Here is a 15,823-nt window from a genome sequence, read left to right on the forward strand (position 1 = left end):
GAGCGGCGCCGCTCAGACCACCTCCGCCGTCGCCTGCGCGGGCGTCCGGCCGGTCCAGGTGTGGAAGGCCCGGTAGAAGGAGTTGGGGTCCTGGTAGCCGAGGAGGAAGGAGACCTCCCGTGCCGACAGCCCCGAGTGGTTCAGGTAGTGCCGGGCCAGCGCCTCGCGCGTCGCGTTGAGGACGGCCTGGAAGCTGGTGCCCTCGTCCTTCAGCCGCCGTTGCAGGGTGCGGGTGCTGACGGTCAGGGTGCGGGCCGTCGCCTCCATCGCCGCGCTGCCCGCGGGGAGTTGCTCCAGCAGGGCCGCGCGCACCCGGTCCGCCGTGGACGCGTCGGCGTCGAGCTCCGAGAGCCGTCGGCGCAGCTCCGGCTCGAAGAAGTCCCACATGCGCTGGTCGGCGGTCAGGAACGGCCGGTCCGCGTCGGTCGCGGAGAAGGTGACGGACGGCAGCGGGCCGCGCTCGATCGCGGTGCCGAGGAACTCCCGGTAGGGCTCCGCGTCCTGCGGCGGCACGGGGGCGGCGACCCGGAGCGGCCGGACCCCGGTCCGGGTGGCGGTCCTGGCCAGCACCACCCAGAAGACCAGCTCCGTGGCCACGAGCGGCGGCGGCGGGTCCAGCGTCGCGGGCCACTCGTAGACGACCCGGATGCGGTTCGGGGCCTCGTCCACGCGCAGCTTGACCGGGCAGACCAGCCGCTTGTGCGTCGCGATCCGGTGGGCGGCCGTCCGCAGTTCCGGGCTGCACAGCGCGGCGAACAGCGGGGGGTCGAAGACCTCCGGGGACAGCGCCCGTCCGATGGTGAGCGGCAGCAGGGGGTCGCCCGTCTCCTCCTCCAGCGCGCGCCACAGGGAGAAGTACCGGGCGGCGGCCAGCCGCACCGGGCCCCTGGCCAGCAGGTCCGGCGGGAGGCCCGCCCGGCGCAGTACGTGGGCGGGGTGGACGCCGAGGTCCGTCAGCAGCGCCTGCAGGGAGGGCTCCAGGGCGAAGGTGTCAGCGGTCACGTCGCCACCCCTACCCGCCCGCCACGCGCATCATCAGGCGGTCGAAGGCACGGTCGCTCAGCCACCTGCGCAGGGTGAGGAGTGACCTGCCGTACCGGCCCGCCACATAGCGCGTGCGGGGACGGCGTGCCGCGACCGCACCGACGATCACCTCGGCCAGCCGCGCGGCGGAGGTGCCCTTGCCCGGGGCGTAGTTCGCGCGGCTCGCCGCGGCCACCCTGCGCGCCAGTCCGGCGTACGCCGACGAGCCGGAACGCCGCAGCATCGGCTCCGTCAGCACGTCGCCGAACTCGGTCTCGATCACGCCCGGCTCGATGACGATCACATCGACGCCGAACGGGGTGACCTCCAGGCGCAGCGTGTCCGACCAGCCCTCCAGGGCGTGCTTCGTGGCGTGGTACCAGCCTCCCAGCGGGGTGTAGACCTTGCCCCCGATCGAGGAGATGTTGACGATCTTCCCCCGTCCCCGCTCGCGCATGTGCGGGAGCAGGAGCTGGGTGAGCCGGGCCAGGCCGAAGAGGTTGACCTCGAACTGGTACCGGGCGTCGTCGACGGTCGTGTCCTCGATCGCCCCGTACAGGCCGAAGCCGGCGTTGTTGACGAGCACGTCCACGCCGCCGTGCTCGGCGGTGACGCGGTCGACGACGGCCCGGACGTCCGCGTCCCGGGTGATGTCCATGCTCAGCGTGACCGCGCCCAGCTTCGCCAGGTCGGCCATCCGGTCGACGCGGCGCGCGACGGCGTACACCGTGTACCCCCGCTCCAGGAGCTTCCTGGCCGTCTCCTTGCCGATGCCCGAGGAGGCACCGGTCACCAGTGCAGTACGCATGTTCTCCGACTCCCGTCTCCGCCGGTCCCCTGACCGCCGCTGCCACCACGGTAGGGAGCGCCGAGCCTCACGGCACTGGCAGAAGCCGCCACGCCACTCGCACAAGGCGCCGATTCCCCGGCGCGTCGCCGCGTACGGCCGGGCCGGTGGTCAGAGGAGGGTGGCGCCGGGGACGGGGGAGGGGGCGAGGCGGGTGGTGCGGCAGGTGCCGGAGGTGGCGAGGGCCTCGGCGACCTTGGCGGCGGAGGAGGCGTCGGCGGCGAGGAAGGCGCACGTCGGACCCGAGCCGGAGACGAGCGCGGCCAGGGCCCCGGCGGCCGTCCCGGCGGCGAGGGTGTCCGCGAGGGACGGGCGCAGGGAGAGCGCGGCGGGCTGGAGGTCGTTGCCGAGGTGCGCGGCGAGCGCGTGCACGTCGCCGGTGCGCAGGGCGTCGATCAGCGCGGCGGACGGCTCCGGCGGCGGGACGGCCCGGCCCGCCGCGAGGCCGTCGAACGCCCGGTAGACGGCCGGGGTGGACAGGCCGCCGTCCGCCACGGCGAAGACCCAGTGAAAGGTGCCGCCCACGTCCAGCGGCGTCAGCCGCTCACCGCGACCCTGGCCCAGGGCGGCGCCGCCGAGCAGGGAGAACGGTACGTCGGAGCCGAGCTCGGCGCACAGCTCCAGCAGCTCGCTGTGGGGGGTGCGGGTGCCCCACAGGGCGTCGCAGGCCAGCAGGGCACCGGCGGCGTCGGCGCTGCCGCCCGCCATGCCCCCGGCCACCGGGATGTCCTTGGCGATGTGCAGGTGGACGTCCGGGGCCCGGCCGTGCCGGTCGGCCAGGAGGCGGGCGGCGCGGGCGGCCAGGTTCGACGCGTCGAGCGGCACCTGCGCTGCGTCCGGCCCCGAGCAGGTGATCCGCAGGGCGTCGGCGGGCGTCGCGGTGACCTCGTCGTGGAGGCCCACGGCGAGGAAGACGGTGGCCAGGTCGTGGAAGCCGTCCGCGCGGGGCGGCCCTACGGCGAGCTGCGCGTTGACCTTGGCCGGGACCCGGACGGTGACGCTCACGGCTGCTCCTCCCTCGGCCGCCGGGCCGGCGCGGACGCCCGCGCCGTCGGCAGCTGTTCGGCGACGGCGGCGAAGTCCTCCACCGTCAGCGACTCCCCGCGCGCCTGCGGCGAGATCCCGGCGCCGCGCAGGGCCGTCTCGGCGGCGGCGGCGGACCCGGCCCAGCCGCTGAGCGCGGCCCGTAGCGTCTTGCGGCGCTGCGCGAAGGCGGCGTCCACGACGGCGAAGACCTCCGCGCGCCCGGCGCTGGTGGCCGGGGGGTCGCGGCGCACCAGGGACACCAGCCCGGAGTCGACGTTGGGGGCGGGCCAGAAGACGCTCCGCCCGATCGCCCCAGCCCGCCGGACGTCCGCGTACCAGGCGGCCTTCACCGACGGCACCCCGTACACCTTGGAGCCGGGGGGCGCCGCGAGCCGGTCGGCGACCTCGGACTGCACCATCACCAGCGTCCGCTCGATGGTCGGGAAGGTGGCCAGCATGTGCAGCAGGACGGGCACGGCGACGTTGTACGGCAGGTTGGCCACCAGCGCCGTCGGTGCCGGGCCGGGCAGCTCTCTGACGCGCAGGGCGTCGGCGTGGACCAGCGCGAACCGCTCGGCGGCCGCCGGGAGGCGTGCGGCCACGGTGGTCGGCAGGGCCCCGGCCAGCACGTCGTCGATCTCCACGGCGACGACCCGGCGCGCGGTCTCCAGCAGCCCGAGGGTCAGCGACCCGAGGCCGGGCCCCACCTCGACCACGACGTCGTCCGGGCGCACCTGCGCGGTGCGGACGATGCGGCGGACGGTGTTGGCGTCGATGACGAAGTTCTGGCCGCGCTGCTTGGTGGGCCGCACCCCGAGCGCGGCGGCCAGCTCGCGGACGTCGGTGGGACCGAGCAGCGCGTCCGGCGGACCGGCCGTGGCGGAGGGGTCGGGGGCTGTGCTCACCGGTGCAGTTTACGGGGCGGGCGGGTAGCCGAACGCCTGCGCGGTGTTCCGCGCGACGTGCCCGGCCAGCACGTCGACGTCCATGCCCTTGACCTCGGCCATGGCGCGCAGCGTGACCGGGATCAGGTACGGGGCGTTCGGCCGCCCCCGGTAGGGGACGGGGGTGAGGAACGGCGCGTCGGTCTCGACGAGCAGCAACTCCGGCGGGGCGGCGGCCAGCGCGTCCCGCAGCGGCTGTGCGTTCTTGAACGTCACGTTGCCCGCGAAGGACATGTAGTAGCCGTGGGCCGCGCAGACCTTGGCCATCTCCGCGTCACCGGAGAAGCAGTGGAAGACGGTGCGCTCCGGGGCGCCCTCCTCGTCCAGGACGCGCAGGACGTCCTCGTGGGCGTCCCGGTCGTGGATGACGAGCGCCTTGCCGACCTCCTTGGCGAGCGCGATGTGCCGGCGGAACGACTCCTCCTGGGCCGCCTTCCCCTCGGGGCCGGTGCGGTAGTGGTCCAGCCCCGTCTCGCCGACGGCCAGCACCTGCGGCAGCGCGGCCAGCTCCGCGATCCCCGCCAGCGCCGCCTCCAGAGCCTCGGGGCCCTCCTCCAGCGCCAGCCGGGGTGCCTCGTTGGGGTGCAGCGCGACGGCCGCCCACACCGCGTCGTGCTCGGCCGCCACCTGGGCCGCCCAGCGGGCCCGCTCCAGGTCGCAGCCGATCTGGACGACCGTGGTCACCCCGACGGAGGCGGCCTTCTCCAGGGCCTCGGGGACGGTGGAGTCCTGCATGTCGAGGTGCGTGTGCGAGTCGGCCACGGCCACGCCGAGCGGTTCGGGGAGCGGGGGCGCGGTGCGGTCGGCGGAGGATGAGGCAGCCATACCGCCGATCCTAGGACGTGCCCGATCCCCGGCCTCAGCGCCGTAGCGGCGGCCAGCCGACGTCCATCGCCGAGGAGACCGACTCGGCCTGCCCGGCACGCACGATCCGCACGTCGTGCCCGTCGCACTGGGGGCACGTCAGCCGGTTCAGCGGTGACGGAACCCGCCGGTTCCCGGCGAAGTACAGGAAGTACGGGCGGTTGTCCTCGTCGAGGTGGTGCTCGATCCGGTAGGTCTGCTCCCACGAGTGGCCGCAGGACAGGCAGGCGAAGGCGTACGACTCCTCCACCGAGCGCAGTGGCGTGTCCCTGAAGTCCGACATGGGCGACTCCTCCCGCTACTGTATTCGAGGGTAGCCCCGTACCGGCGGGTAGGGGATGGCGGGAGGCCGCGAAGCCGCGCTACCGGTCGCCGGGGCGGGGCTTGGCCGCGACGACGGCGTCGAAGACCGTCCGCTTGCGCACCCCCGTCGTCCGGGCCACGGCGGCGATCGCCTCCTTGCGCGACTCCCCGGCCTCCTCGCGGGCCGCCACCCGACCGGCCAGCTCCGCGTCGTCCAGCGCCGCCGGGTCCGGCGCGGGCGCACCGGCGACCACGACGGTGATCTCCCCGCGCACCCCGGCCCCGGCCCACTCCACCAGCTCGGCCAGCGGACCGCGCCGCACCTCCTCGTACGTCTTGGTCAGCTCACGGCACACCGCCGCCCGGCGGTCGGTGCCGAACGCCTCGGCCATGGCGGTCAGCGTGTCCGCCAGCCGGTGCGGGGCCTCGAAGTAGACGAGCGTGCGCCGCTCCCCGGCCACCTCCGCCAGCCGCGTCCGGCGCTCGCCCGCCTTGCGCGGCAGGAAGCCCTCGAAGCAGAACCGGTCCACCGGCAGCCCGGACAGCGCGAGCGCCGTCAGCACGGCGGACGGGCCGGGGACGGCCGTCACCGCGATGCCCCGCTCCACGGCGGCGGCCACCAGGCGGTACCCGGGGTCGGAGACGGAGGGCATGCCCGCGTCCGTCACCAGCAGGACGCGGGCCCCACCGGCCAGCGCGTCCGCCAGTTCCGGAGTGCGGGCGGCCTCGTTGCCCTCGAAGTACGACACGACGCGGCCCGTGGGCTGCACGCCGAGCGCCTGCGTCAGACGGCGCAGCCGCCGGGTGTCCTCGGCGGCGACGATGTCCGCGCCGGACAGCTCCGCCGCCAGTCGCGGTGGGGCGTCGGCCACGTCCCCGATGGGCGTTCCTGCCAGTACGAGCGTTCCGGTCACCGCCCCATCCTCGCACCCGGGGACCCGTCCGCCGCCCGCCGCCCGGCGGCGCGGACCCCCGTCACGCCGCCGTGGTGGCGTCGTCGTGCCGGGGCCTTCCGGGGGCAACACCCGCCGCCCCGGCCGGGCGTTCCCTAGGATGACCCGGTGAGGAGTGAGATCACGGCGCCCGACCGGGGCCCCGCCGCAGCCGGGCAGGCCCCTGCGGGTGGGCCTGAGCGGCTGCGCCGCTACGGGTACCTGCCCCGCCCGCGTCCCGGTGTGCGGGAGCGCCTGGTGCCGCCCTTCCCGCAGTCCGGCACCGGAATGTGGTCGGCGCTCGGCATCGAGCCCCGGTGGCGCGGCTGGGGCGGACCGCTCCTGGTCGCCCTGCTCGCCGGGTTCCTGCGCTTCTGGCGGCTCGGCTCACCGCACGCGGTGATATTCGACGAGACCTACTACGCCAAGGACGCCTGGTCCCTGCGCGAGTTGCTCTACGAGGGCAGCTGGCAGGAGGGCGCCAACGACAAGATCCTGGCCGACCCGCAGGTGATCCCGCTGACGGAGGCGCCCGCCTACGTCGTGCACCCGCCCGTCGGCAAGTGGGTCATCGCACTCGGCGAGCAGCTGTTCGGCCTGACGCCGTTCGGCTGGCGGTTCATGGTGGCCGTGCTGGGCACGCTGTCGATCCTCATGCTGTGCCGGATCGGCCGCCGCATGTTCCGCTCCACGCTCCTGGGCTGCCTCGCGGGGGCGCTGATGGCGGTGGACGGGCTCCACTTCGTCATGAGCCGCACCGCCCTGCTCGACCTCATCCTGATGTTCTTCGTCCTGGCGGCCTTCGGCTGCCTCCTCGTCGACCGGGACCGGTCCAGGGCACGGCTGGCCGCCGCCCTCCCCGACGACCGTCCGGACCCCACCGTCGCCGCCACCCTGCGGCTGGGCGCGCGCCCCTGGCGGCTGGCCGCCGGCGTCTGCCTCGGGCTCGCCTGCGGCACGAAGTGGAGCGGCCTGTTCGTCCTCGCGGCGTTCGGCCTCCTCACGGTCGCCTGGGACGTCGGCGCCCGCCGCACCGCGGGCGCCCACCGGCCGGTGCGCACCGTGCTCCGCCGCGACGCCGGGCCCGCGTTCCTCTCCCTCGTGCCCGTCGCCGGCGTCGTCTACCTGGCGTCCTGGACCGGATGGCTCGTCAGCGACGGCGGCTACTACCGGGACTGGCACGAGAACGCCGGGGCCGACACCGCCTTCGGCTTCGTCCCCGGCCCGCTCCGCAGCCTGTGGCACTACGAGTGGCAGAAGCTGAGCTTCCACGTCGACCTCACCGACGACCACGCCTACGACTCGCATCCCGCGAGCTGGATCGTGGCGGCCCGGCCGGTGTCGTACTTCTACGAGTCGCGCGAGCCCGGCGAGGGGGGCTGCGCGGAGCCCGGCGGCTGCGCCCAGGAGGTGCTGGCCCTCGGCACGCCGCTGCTGTGGTGGCTCGGGTGCGCCGCCGTCGTCTACGCGCTCTACCGCTGGGCGCTGCGCCGCGACTGGCGCTCGGGGGCGCTGCTGTGCGGGATCGCGGCGGGTTACCTGCCGTGGTTCCACTTCCAGGACCGCACGATCTTCTACTTCTACGCCGTGGTGTTCGTGCCGTTCCTGTGCCTGGCGGTGGCCCAACTGCTCGCCGCAGCCGCCGGACCGCCCCGTTCGACCGAGGTCCGCCGCGCGGTCGGGCTCGTCGTCACGGGCGTGCTGCTGCTCCTCGTGGTCTGGAACTTCGTCTACTTCTGGCCGCTCTACACCGGCCAGGAGATCTCCATGGAGGAGTGGCGCGCCCGCATGTGGCTCGGCACCTGGATCTAGCTGCGACAACGTAGCTCACGACGGCCGAGAACGCTCGACGCACAGCGGGCGTTGTCGGCCGTCGTTCGTCGTCGTTGGCCATCCCCTCACGGCCCACAGACGGCCCGGAGCCCGGCGCGGAGAGACTATGAGGACGGCCTTCGGCCGACGATTCTCGGGCGCCAGCGGCTCGTTCTGGCCCCGGTTCGTCGGCGGCATGACGCTTCGACCGGGCTCGACCAAGGCTCTTAGGGGGGCGGCCCCCTTCCCCCTGTCAGGTCCGCTACTTCCGCTACCTCCGCTACCGCCCTGGTCAGGGGCGTGATCGTGGTAGCGGATGGGGGTAGCGGTAGCGGATGGGTCCACTACCGGCCCCGGCGTGGTCAGGGTCGGGCCGGTAGCGGGTGTGGGTGGTGGGGTAGCGGAGGAATCCGGGCTTGCCGCTACCCGTCGCAGGTCTGTGACCTGCACGGTAGCGGAGGTAGCGGAAGTAGCGGACCTGACAGGGGGGAGGGCCCCTCCCCTAAGAGCTTCAGTTGGCTCACAGTTGTTGGTATCGCACCAAAGACGCCGGCAACCCCAAGGCAGCACGCCTTCGCTCGTGCGCAGCGACGAGCGGCTAGATACCGCTTTCTGCTACTTAGAGTTATGGGGAGGCTCTCGGGGATGCGGGGAGTTTTCCCCGAGAGCCTCCCCGGGACTGCATGCCCTGACGAGCAGGGCAGATGGCACCCACGGGGAGACAGGGAGGCTCCGTGAGCCGCCCTGGAGGCGTGCTGAGAGCCTGGGATATGGGGATCACGCAAGGGTGTCCCCTCCCTCCCCGACACGCTCCGTAGCCGCGAGTGAGAGCGGAGCGCGCGTCGACGGGGCAAGCCATGTATCGAGCCGCGTGCTCGCGGAGCGAGCTTCCGGAAGACGTGCGGCCGAAGGCCGTTCCTGTATGGCTCGAACCTCGGTCTGACGGCGCTTCCTGTGCTGACCCAACTCGGGCCGCTAAGCGCGAACGACCTGGTCCAGGGTGGTGAGGGTCGCCAGCGCTGCAGCCTGCACGGGCCAGCCTGCGGTCCGCTTGGCGCCGCGATCAGCAGCGGCGGTCCTGGTGTGCTGACGCTCGTCCCGCCCCGGCAACCAGCCTCAGCACGCACTCGGGACCGCCGTCGTACGGGGTCGGGTCTTCGTCCGGACCCGGCGGGACGAAACGTGTTCGGTATCGCGCTAGGTCGCTCTCAGAGAAGTAGATGGAGTTCGGGTCTTCCTCGTGCTTCGCGTTCCGCTTGCTGATCCTTGACCACAGTTCTTCGTGGCTCGCTTCGAGGTAGACGAGCAGAGGAACGGCGCCAGCGCTCAGGGCGGCTGTCCGCCACCGGCTTCGGTCTTCGGGCGTCCAAAAGCCGTGATCAACCACCACGTCGTGCCCTTTTCGCAAGAGCTCCGCAAGCGTCGCAATCGTCTCTTCAAGGATTGGCTTTTCGAGGGTGGGAAACGTTCCTCTGGGGAAATCCACCCCGTACACCCCGTGCCGCCGCCACATCTCTTCGTCAGGGCAAAGGCGCACGAATCCCCGGTCCTCCAGCGTGCGAGCCAATGTTGTTTTGCCAGAACCGGGAAGCCCAGCCATGAGGACGCAGCGGGGGCGCTCCTCAGCTCCGTGGGCGGTCACTGAGCTACCTCCGATTCGACCCGCCACTTGCGGCCTGGGCTCCCCAGGTCCTCGCCGAACTCCACAACGTTGCCGTCGTCGTCGACGAACTTGGCAGTCATCACTACCACGGGTTCTGTCGGCGGGTTCGCAGGGTCCAAATCCAGCAGAGCCGAATCTTGCGGGGTTAGAAGTCGAGCAGAGGCCGTGTCGATTCGGTGGGTAATCGGGCTTCCCGTTGCCTGAGCGATGAGCTGTAGCGAAGTGCCCCCGCTGAGCCGTTCGCTCCGCGCCAACTGCGGCACGAGACTCCCATAGCGGGCTGGAATCCATGATGTGGAGTGCGCGACGATCCCGTGCCGGTCCCGGTACACGCGGCGTCGCCTTACAACGTCTTGCCCTGGTTCCAATTCCAGTTCGTGGGCTACGTACTCGGGGGCGGGTACCACAGAGGCTTCGTGTGAATCCGATCGCTCTCCAGCTCCCCAGCTTGAGCCGCTATGCCGTCCGCGATCCTGGCGCTGAGAACCCGAGGACATGGGCGATGGCAAATCCACGACCTCTGTACCGATGCCGTGAATACCCCTTACCAATCCTTCGCCGCGCAGTTGCCGCAGTGCCTTCTCGGCGGTCGCGGTGCTGACCTTCCATTCCTGCGCCAAGCTTTTGATGCTTGGCAGGAGGGAGCCTGGACCAAGTTGTCCAGACGTGATCAGCTCCGCGTAGTGGGCGGCAATCTGCGCGTACGGCGCCCGATTGTTGACCTGGTCCGCCATCTCAACGGCTCCTCACTTCTCGACCTGCATGCCTAGCGTACCCCTTGACACCCTAGGGTGCCCTAGGGAACCTAGGGATGTGTCGCCGGTTGGCTCGCCAGGTGGTGAGCGGCCAGTGATGCGCAAAGCCCCTGGTCAGTGCCAGGGACAGACAGGGAGCGGCGCCCTACCGCCAAGCAGTCCGCCGCTCCCCTGACCCATGAAGGGGTGTCTCCATGATGCCTGGAACCATCGCGGAACGGCGTACCGAACCGGCAACGGTCGAGGTCGCTGAGCGCATCGACGTGGCGGGCCTGACCCACTCGGAACGGACCGTTGCTCTTTACGCCTCGGACATGCCGAACGTGAAGCGTCACCACACCGGTGAGCAGGTGCGCGCCTGGATCGTGCAGGGTGCTGAGCGCTTCGGCATGGAGGAAGTGCGTTGCCGTGCTGAGTACCTCCACGGGTGGCGGCTTCTGAACGTCAAGGACCTGCTGACGGCCCAGATCCAAGCGCGTCACGAGCAGCGTTTCCCGAGGGCGCGCCGTCTGCTGCTGGCCGACCAGGCGGCGAGCGAGAGTGTCTGCTGTTCCGACGGTATGACCAACGCGGCACGCGAGCGGAACGCGGCGGCACAGGTCGATGGCGGTTGCCCGGTGTGTGAGGGGGCCCGGCAGGTGTGGGGCCGTTGGGTCATCGACGCGGAATCCGACTGGTACGAGGACGGCTACCGTCCCTGCTGGATCTGCTCGCGGCCCCGTCCGCGCCCCCTTATGGGGGTGGCCCGATGAGTGAGTTCCCCCAGGGCGTGCGCGAGGTGTTCGCGCAGCTTCGCGGTACCGAGGTGGGTCGCCTGCTCGCGGCCGACCGCCGCCAGGGCGGTCAGGAGTTGCCCACGATCCCCGTGCCCGAAGTCGGGGTGGAGCTGACGCGGGCTGAGGCCGCGTGCGCCCTGTTCGAGTCGAGCGCGGACGAGCTGGGCAACCCGGACACCGACACCCTGTCGGCCGCTCTGTGCGGCGGGGTGCGCTCCCTAGGCGTGGAGGGTGTCCGGGCGGAGTTGGGCACGTTCTGCGGGCTGGGCGATGAGTTCTGGGAGGTCGTCCAGTGTTGGCGCTGGGCGCACCGGCTGACGTTGGCGTACTGGTACGCCGGGGCGCGGTCGCGGGCGATGACGGCCGGTGAGGTGGCGGTGTGCCTGTATCTGTCGGACCTGAGGCGCTGCCAGCAGGAAGACGTCTCCTTCCTGTCCGCGCGGTCTTTGCTGGTGTCTCAGTGCATCCGGCAGGGGGCCGAGCGGGTGCCGGCCGAAACGCTGGTCGGTCTGGGTGAGTCGGTGGTGGCCGAGTTGGGCGTACCGGCCAAGCTGCGGGAACCGGTGTCGTGGTTGTACCGGCAGGTGATGCCCGACTTCCGCCGTCGTCGCCTGTGCTTCGCGCTCGCCCATGCCCACAGCGCCCGCGAGCCTGCCCCCTTGGTCGTGCGCCTGGACGACGGTGGTTACGCCTTGGGCACGACTGCGCCGCGCGAACCGGGTCCGGCCTTCTACCGGCCCCTGCACGCCCGCTGGTAACCACCGGCCGACCCGACCGGTCACCGACGTGACCACCAACCCGGTCACCAACCTGACCGGCCATGTGACCAGTCGCCCCGGTTCCCGACCGTTGCGGGGTCGACCACCCGACCGACCCCGCAACGGTCGGGGTGTGGCCAGCGCCAACACCCCGACTACCGGGCCCGATGCCGAGACAGCCGGACCGCGTGAATGCGCCCGTGAACACCGGCCCCGACCGGTGAACGTCCGACCCGATCCGGTGAACACCGACCCGCAGCCGTGAACGCGACCGCGAACACCGGACCCGAGTCGGTGAACACCCGTGAACGGTCCCTCAGGGCCCGGGCGCCGTGGCCCCCGTGACGCCGGGTGTGACGCGGCCCGTCACGCACGTCACCGCCCCAGACACCCCAAGGAGCCGCACCTATGCCAGCACGCCCCCAGGGCGACCGCCGCGCCACTCTGCGCGGCGGACTGCCGGACCGCTACCTCACCCCCGAAGACCTTGCCTCCCTCCTGGCGGTACCCGTCGAGACGGTCTACTCCTGGCGCCGCAAGCGCACCGGACCGCCCGGCTTCCGCGTCGGCAAGCACCTGCGCTACGACCCCGCCGCCGTCCACGCCTGGATCACCGCCCGCACCGAGCACAACGCCGCTTGATCCCCCGCGAACCGGTTTCGGGCCCGGCACGCAGTTTCGCCCCGACCCGAAACCGGTTTCGCCCCAGATATCGGCACACCTGCCGCCTGACCTGCACAGGTATCGAGTTTCGACCTCATCGCGACCGGCCGCAGAACTCCCCTCCAACACCCCTGCGGACCCACCCACACCCCCGACCCGCCACCCCATACAGGAGACCTTCCCCGATGGCCGGACACATCCAAGACCGCTGGTACAAGACCGAGAACGACGCGAACGGCAGACCCCGGAGGGTCAAGACCGACCGGCACGGCGCTGGCATGCGCTACCGTGCCCGCTACATCGGCCCCGATGGCACCGAGAAGTCCAAGAGCTTCCCCGACCGACAGAAGCGCAAGGCTGAGGACTGGCTCAGCGTCGTTGAAGCCGACATGAGCAGGGGCCAGTACACCGACCCCAAGAGCAGCCGGACGACGTTCCAGCAGTACGCCGAACGCTGGGTTGCTTCGCACGCGGGTGAGGTGAACAGCCGGGAAGCCGCAGAGCGCCGTCTCAGGCTGCACGCCTTCCCGCACCTCGGGAGCCGTCCCCTTGGCTCCTTTCAGCCCAGCCACGTTCGGGACTGGATCGCAGCCTTGGAGACGACCGTTCCGGCGGCGTCGCACCGGCGGATCATCGTGGGGACCGTCTCCGCTGTGCTGAGCGCGGCCGTGGACGACGGAGTTCTGAGCAAGAACCCCTGCAAGGCACGTTCTGTCAAGTTGCCCAGGGAGAACCCGGCACCGGTCGTCCCGTGGACGCTCGACCAGGTGGGGGCCGTCCGGCACGCGTTGCCCGAGTGCTTCCAGGCGGCCGTGACCGTCGGTGCCGGATGCGGACTGCGGCAGGGTGAGGTCTTCGGGCTGTCGCTCGATGAGCTGGACCATGAGGGCGGTTGGATCGCTGTGCGGCACCAGTTGAAGCGCATCCGGGGCAAGTACGTGTTCGCACCGCCCAAGGGCGGGAAGGTGCGCGACGTGCCGTTGCCCGGGGCCGTCAGCGACGCGCTCCGCGCCCACCTCAAGCGGTTCCCGCCCATAGACGTGACTCTCCCGTGGCGAACCCCGGAGGGCCCCTCCGTGACCCGTCAGCTCCTGTTCAGCGGTCCGCGCGGGCAGCACGTGCGGGTGAGCCACTTCAACGATCACGTCTGGAAGCCCGCTCTTGCCGCTGCCGACGTTCTTCCGGCGCGGCAGGAGGGGGAGAGGTACGCGAGTGCGCGAGAGCACGGCATGCACGCGCTGAGGCACTTCTATGCCTCGTTGCTGCTGGATGCGGGGGAGAACATCAGGGCCTTGAGCCAGTACCTCGGACACAGCGACCCGGGGTTCACCCTGCGGACGTACACGCACCTGATGCCGAGCAGTGAGGGCCGCACCCGCAAGGCCGTGGACCGGCTGTTTCAGCGCTCCGGAAGCCATGATCACGGCCCACAGACGGCCCAGAGCGACGAACACCCGCCTACCGAGTAGCAAACTAGCTGGTCAAGGCCCTGCGGATGCCGGGACGGGAGACTCCGTCTACTTCTGGCCGCTCTACACCGGCCAGGAACTCTCCATGGAGGAGTGGCGCGCCCGCATGTGGCTCGGCACCTGGATCTGACGGGTGCGTGTCACAGCCCTGCAACGTCCTCGACGCGCGCGGGGCCTCACACCCGAACGGCCGAACCGGTGCTCTAGTGTGCCTCGGAGGTCCCCGGTGGCCGCCGGGGCGGGGTGGAGGGTCTGAAGACGTATGCGAGACGGTCAGAGGATGGCGGTGATCGGCGCCGTCTGTGCCGTGGCCGTGGGAGCCGCCGGATTCGGTGCCTACGCGCTGGTGGGCGGCGCCGACGAGTCGGGGGGCGGCGAGTCCACCCTGACCACTGGCGAGGACGGGAAGTCCGAGCCCCGACCCACCGGGCCGCCGAGCGCCGACGAGGTGCGGGCCGCGGCCGAGGAGTTCCTCGCCGCCTGGGAGTCGGGCGACGCGGCGAAGGCCGCCGCCCTCACCGACGAGGAGGCCGCGGCGGAGGCGGCCCTCACGGCGTTCGCCGAGGACGCCGGGGTGACCGGCGTGGAGCTCGCCGAGCGCGCCCCGAAGGGCACGGAGGTGCCGTTCGGCGTCACCGCCGAGGTCACGCACGAGGACACGAGCGGCAGCGTCGAGTACGTCTCCGCCCTGACCGTCGTGCGGGACGACGGCAGCGGCGAGGTCGTCGTCGACTGGGAGCCGGAGGTCCTGCACCCCGACCTGGCCGACGGCGAGCGGATCGTCACCGACGCCAAGGGCGATCCGGAGGTCATCACCGTCGACCGCGACGGCGAGGAGCTGACCGGGGAGGAGTTCCCCGAGCTCAAGGCCGTGCTCGCCGACGTCTCCAAGCGCTACGCCGACCGCTCCGAGGGCACCGCGCCGGTGTCCCTGCGGATCGTCGACAAGGACGGCGAGGAGAAGAAGGTCCTCAAGAAGTTGTCCGAGGGCGAGCCGGGCAGGATCCCGACCACCATCGACGCGGACCTCCAGAAGGCGGCCCAGGCGGCGCTGGAGGGGAGGAAGAGCGGCGCGGCCGTCGCGGTCAAGCCCAGCACCGGCGAGATCCTGGCCGTCGCGGACGCGCCGGCGGGCGACTTCAACATGGCCCTCCGCGGCTCCCTCGCGCCCGGCTCGACCTGGAAGGTCGTCAGCGCCTCGATGCTCATCGAGAAGGACCTCGCCTCCGCCGACGCCGCCCACCCGTGCCCGAAGTTCTTCACCCACGGCGGCTGGAAGTTCCAGAACCTGGACAAGTTCGACATCAAGGGCGGCACGTTCCGGGACAGCTTCGCCGCCTCCTGCAACACGGCCTTCATCAGCCAGGCCCCCGAGCTGGCCGACGACGACCTCACCCAGCAGGCCCGTGACCTCTTCGGCCTCGGCCTCACCTGGCAGGTCGGCACGGGCACGTTCGACGGCACCGTCCCCGTGCAGGCCGACGCGCAGATGGCCGCGTCGCTGATCGGCCAGGGCGGGGTGCGGATGAACCCGCTGACCATGGCCTCCGTCGCGGCGACGGTGAAGGCGGGCGCCTTCAAGCAGCCCTACCTCGTCCCGCCGTCGGTGGACGGCCGCACCCTGGCCAGTGCCCCGCGCGCCATGAGCCCCGCGCTCGCCGCCGAGCTGCGATCGCTCATGAACACCACGGCGACCAGCGGAACCGCCGCCGAGGCCATGGCCTCCGTGGGCGGCGACAAGGGCGGCAAGACCGGTTCGGCCGAGGTCGACGGCCAGGACAAGCCGAACGCCTGGTTCATCGGCTACAGCGACGACCTCGCCGTCTCCGCCGTGATCCCGAACTCCGGACACGGCGGCACCAACGCCGGGCCCGTCGTCGCGGAGATCCTGAACGCCGGCTGAGCACCGCCACGCGATCGGGTGGAAAAAACCCGGCGCGTGATGTCGAGAACCCGTGCCTGGCTCCGTCCCCGGAGTGAAGGCGGCC

The 15,823-nt window shown here is 71.9% G+C and carries 15 protein-coding genes; 6 read left to right on the forward strand and 9 right to left on the reverse strand.

Features of this window, described 5'->3' with window-relative positions; all coding sequences use genetic code 11:
- Window positions 1–12 precede the first annotated feature (12 nt).
- The 7 genes from V6D49_RS17250 to rsmI form a co-directional block, all read right to left on the reverse strand.
- Window positions 13–1,002 (reverse strand): AraC family transcriptional regulator, encoded by a 990-nt coding sequence (locus V6D49_RS17250; RefSeq protein ID WP_340560819.1) that lies wholly within the window; start codon window positions 1,000–1,002, stop codon window positions 13–15.
- 10 nt (window positions 1,003–1,012) lie between these two features.
- Window positions 1,013–1,831 carry an oxidoreductase gene (locus tag V6D49_RS17255; protein ID WP_340560821.1) on the reverse strand — a complete coding sequence of 273 codons (819 nt, stop codon included), beginning with the start codon at window positions 1,829–1,831 and terminating at the stop codon, window positions 1,013–1,015.
- 150 nt (window positions 1,832–1,981) lie between these two features.
- Window positions 1,982–2,875: a 4-(cytidine 5'-diphospho)-2-C-methyl-D-erythritol kinase gene (locus V6D49_RS17260; protein ID WP_340560823.1), complete on the reverse strand. Its 894-nt coding sequence runs from the start codon at window positions 2,873–2,875 to the stop codon at window positions 1,982–1,984.
- Window positions 2,872–3,801 carry a 16S rRNA (adenine(1518)-N(6)/adenine(1519)-N(6))-dimethyltransferase RsmA gene (gene rsmA / locus V6D49_RS17265; RefSeq protein ID WP_340560825.1) on the reverse strand — a complete coding sequence of 310 codons (930 nt, stop codon included), beginning with the start codon at window positions 3,799–3,801 and terminating at the stop codon, window positions 2,872–2,874. The genes V6D49_RS17260 and rsmA overlap by 4 nt, the downstream gene beginning before the upstream one ends.
- 9 nt (window positions 3,802–3,810) lie before the next feature.
- Complete coding sequence (locus tag V6D49_RS17270; RefSeq protein WP_340560827.1) at window positions 3,811–4,665, reverse strand: TatD family hydrolase; 855 nt, start codon at window positions 4,663–4,665, stop codon at window positions 3,811–3,813.
- Between the two features lie 34 nt (window positions 4,666–4,699).
- Window positions 4,700–4,987 (reverse strand): hypothetical protein, encoded by a 288-nt coding sequence (locus V6D49_RS17275; RefSeq protein ID WP_340560829.1) that lies wholly within the window; start codon window positions 4,985–4,987, stop codon window positions 4,700–4,702.
- Window positions 4,988–5,066: 79 nt separating this feature from the next.
- Window positions 5,067–5,921 carry a 16S rRNA (cytidine(1402)-2'-O)-methyltransferase gene (rsmI, locus tag V6D49_RS17280; protein ID WP_340560831.1) on the reverse strand — a complete coding sequence of 285 codons (855 nt, stop codon included), beginning with the start codon at window positions 5,919–5,921 and terminating at the stop codon, window positions 5,067–5,069.
- Window positions 5,922–6,068: 147 nt separating this feature from the next.
- Between rsmI and V6D49_RS17285 the strand changes: the two genes are divergently transcribed.
- Complete coding sequence (locus tag V6D49_RS17285) at window positions 6,069–7,751, forward strand: dolichyl-phosphate-mannose--protein mannosyltransferase (RefSeq protein WP_445330542.1); 1,683 nt, start codon at window positions 6,069–6,071, stop codon at window positions 7,749–7,751.
- A gap of 1,063 nt (window positions 7,752–8,814) precedes the next feature.
- On the opposite strand, the gene V6D49_RS17290 is transcribed toward V6D49_RS17285, so the two are convergent.
- Both V6D49_RS17290 and V6D49_RS17295 read right to left on the reverse strand, forming a co-directional pair.
- Window positions 8,815–9,420, reverse strand: a complete 606-nt coding sequence (locus tag V6D49_RS17290) for an AAA family ATPase (RefSeq protein ID WP_340560833.1) — start codon at window positions 9,418–9,420, stop codon at window positions 8,815–8,817.
- Complete coding sequence (locus tag V6D49_RS17295) at window positions 9,390–10,148, reverse strand: GntR family transcriptional regulator (protein ID WP_340560834.1); 759 nt, start codon at window positions 10,146–10,148, stop codon at window positions 9,390–9,392. The genes V6D49_RS17290 and V6D49_RS17295 overlap by 31 nt, the downstream gene beginning before the upstream one ends.
- Before the next feature lie 215 nt (window positions 10,149–10,363).
- On the opposite strand from V6D49_RS17295, the gene V6D49_RS17300 reads away from it, so the two are divergent.
- The 5 genes from V6D49_RS17300 to V6D49_RS17320 all read left to right on the forward strand — a co-directional run bounded on the left by V6D49_RS17300 (window position 10,364) and on the right by V6D49_RS17320 (window position 15,738).
- The gene (locus V6D49_RS17300) at window positions 10,364–10,921 is read left to right on the forward strand and encodes a hypothetical protein (protein ID WP_340560835.1); all 558 of its coding nucleotides are present in this window, start codon (window positions 10,364–10,366) and stop codon (window positions 10,919–10,921) included.
- On the forward strand, window positions 10,918–11,703 hold the full coding sequence (locus tag V6D49_RS17305; RefSeq protein WP_340560837.1) for a hypothetical protein: 786 nt from the start codon (window positions 10,918–10,920) through the stop codon (window positions 11,701–11,703). Before V6D49_RS17300 ends, V6D49_RS17305 begins: the two co-directional genes overlap by 4 nt.
- Window positions 11,704–12,111: 408 nt before the next feature.
- Window positions 12,112–12,345, forward strand: a complete 234-nt coding sequence (locus V6D49_RS17310; RefSeq protein WP_340560839.1) for a helix-turn-helix domain-containing protein — start codon at window positions 12,112–12,114, stop codon at window positions 12,343–12,345.
- Window positions 12,346–12,551: 206 nt separating this feature from the next.
- Window positions 12,552–13,835 (forward strand): tyrosine-type recombinase/integrase, encoded by a 1,284-nt coding sequence (locus V6D49_RS17315; protein WP_340560840.1) that lies wholly within the window; start codon window positions 12,552–12,554, stop codon window positions 13,833–13,835.
- A gap of 280 nt (window positions 13,836–14,115) precedes the next feature.
- Window positions 14,116–15,738 (forward strand): penicillin-binding transpeptidase domain-containing protein, encoded by a 1,623-nt coding sequence (locus V6D49_RS17320; protein ID WP_340560842.1) that lies wholly within the window; start codon window positions 14,116–14,118, stop codon window positions 15,736–15,738.
- The last annotated feature ends 85 nt before the right edge of the window (window positions 15,739–15,823 follow it).

The organism is Streptomyces sp. GSL17-111 (assembly GCF_037911585.1).
GTDB lineage: Bacteria > Actinomycetota > Actinomycetes > Streptomycetales > Streptomycetaceae > Streptomyces.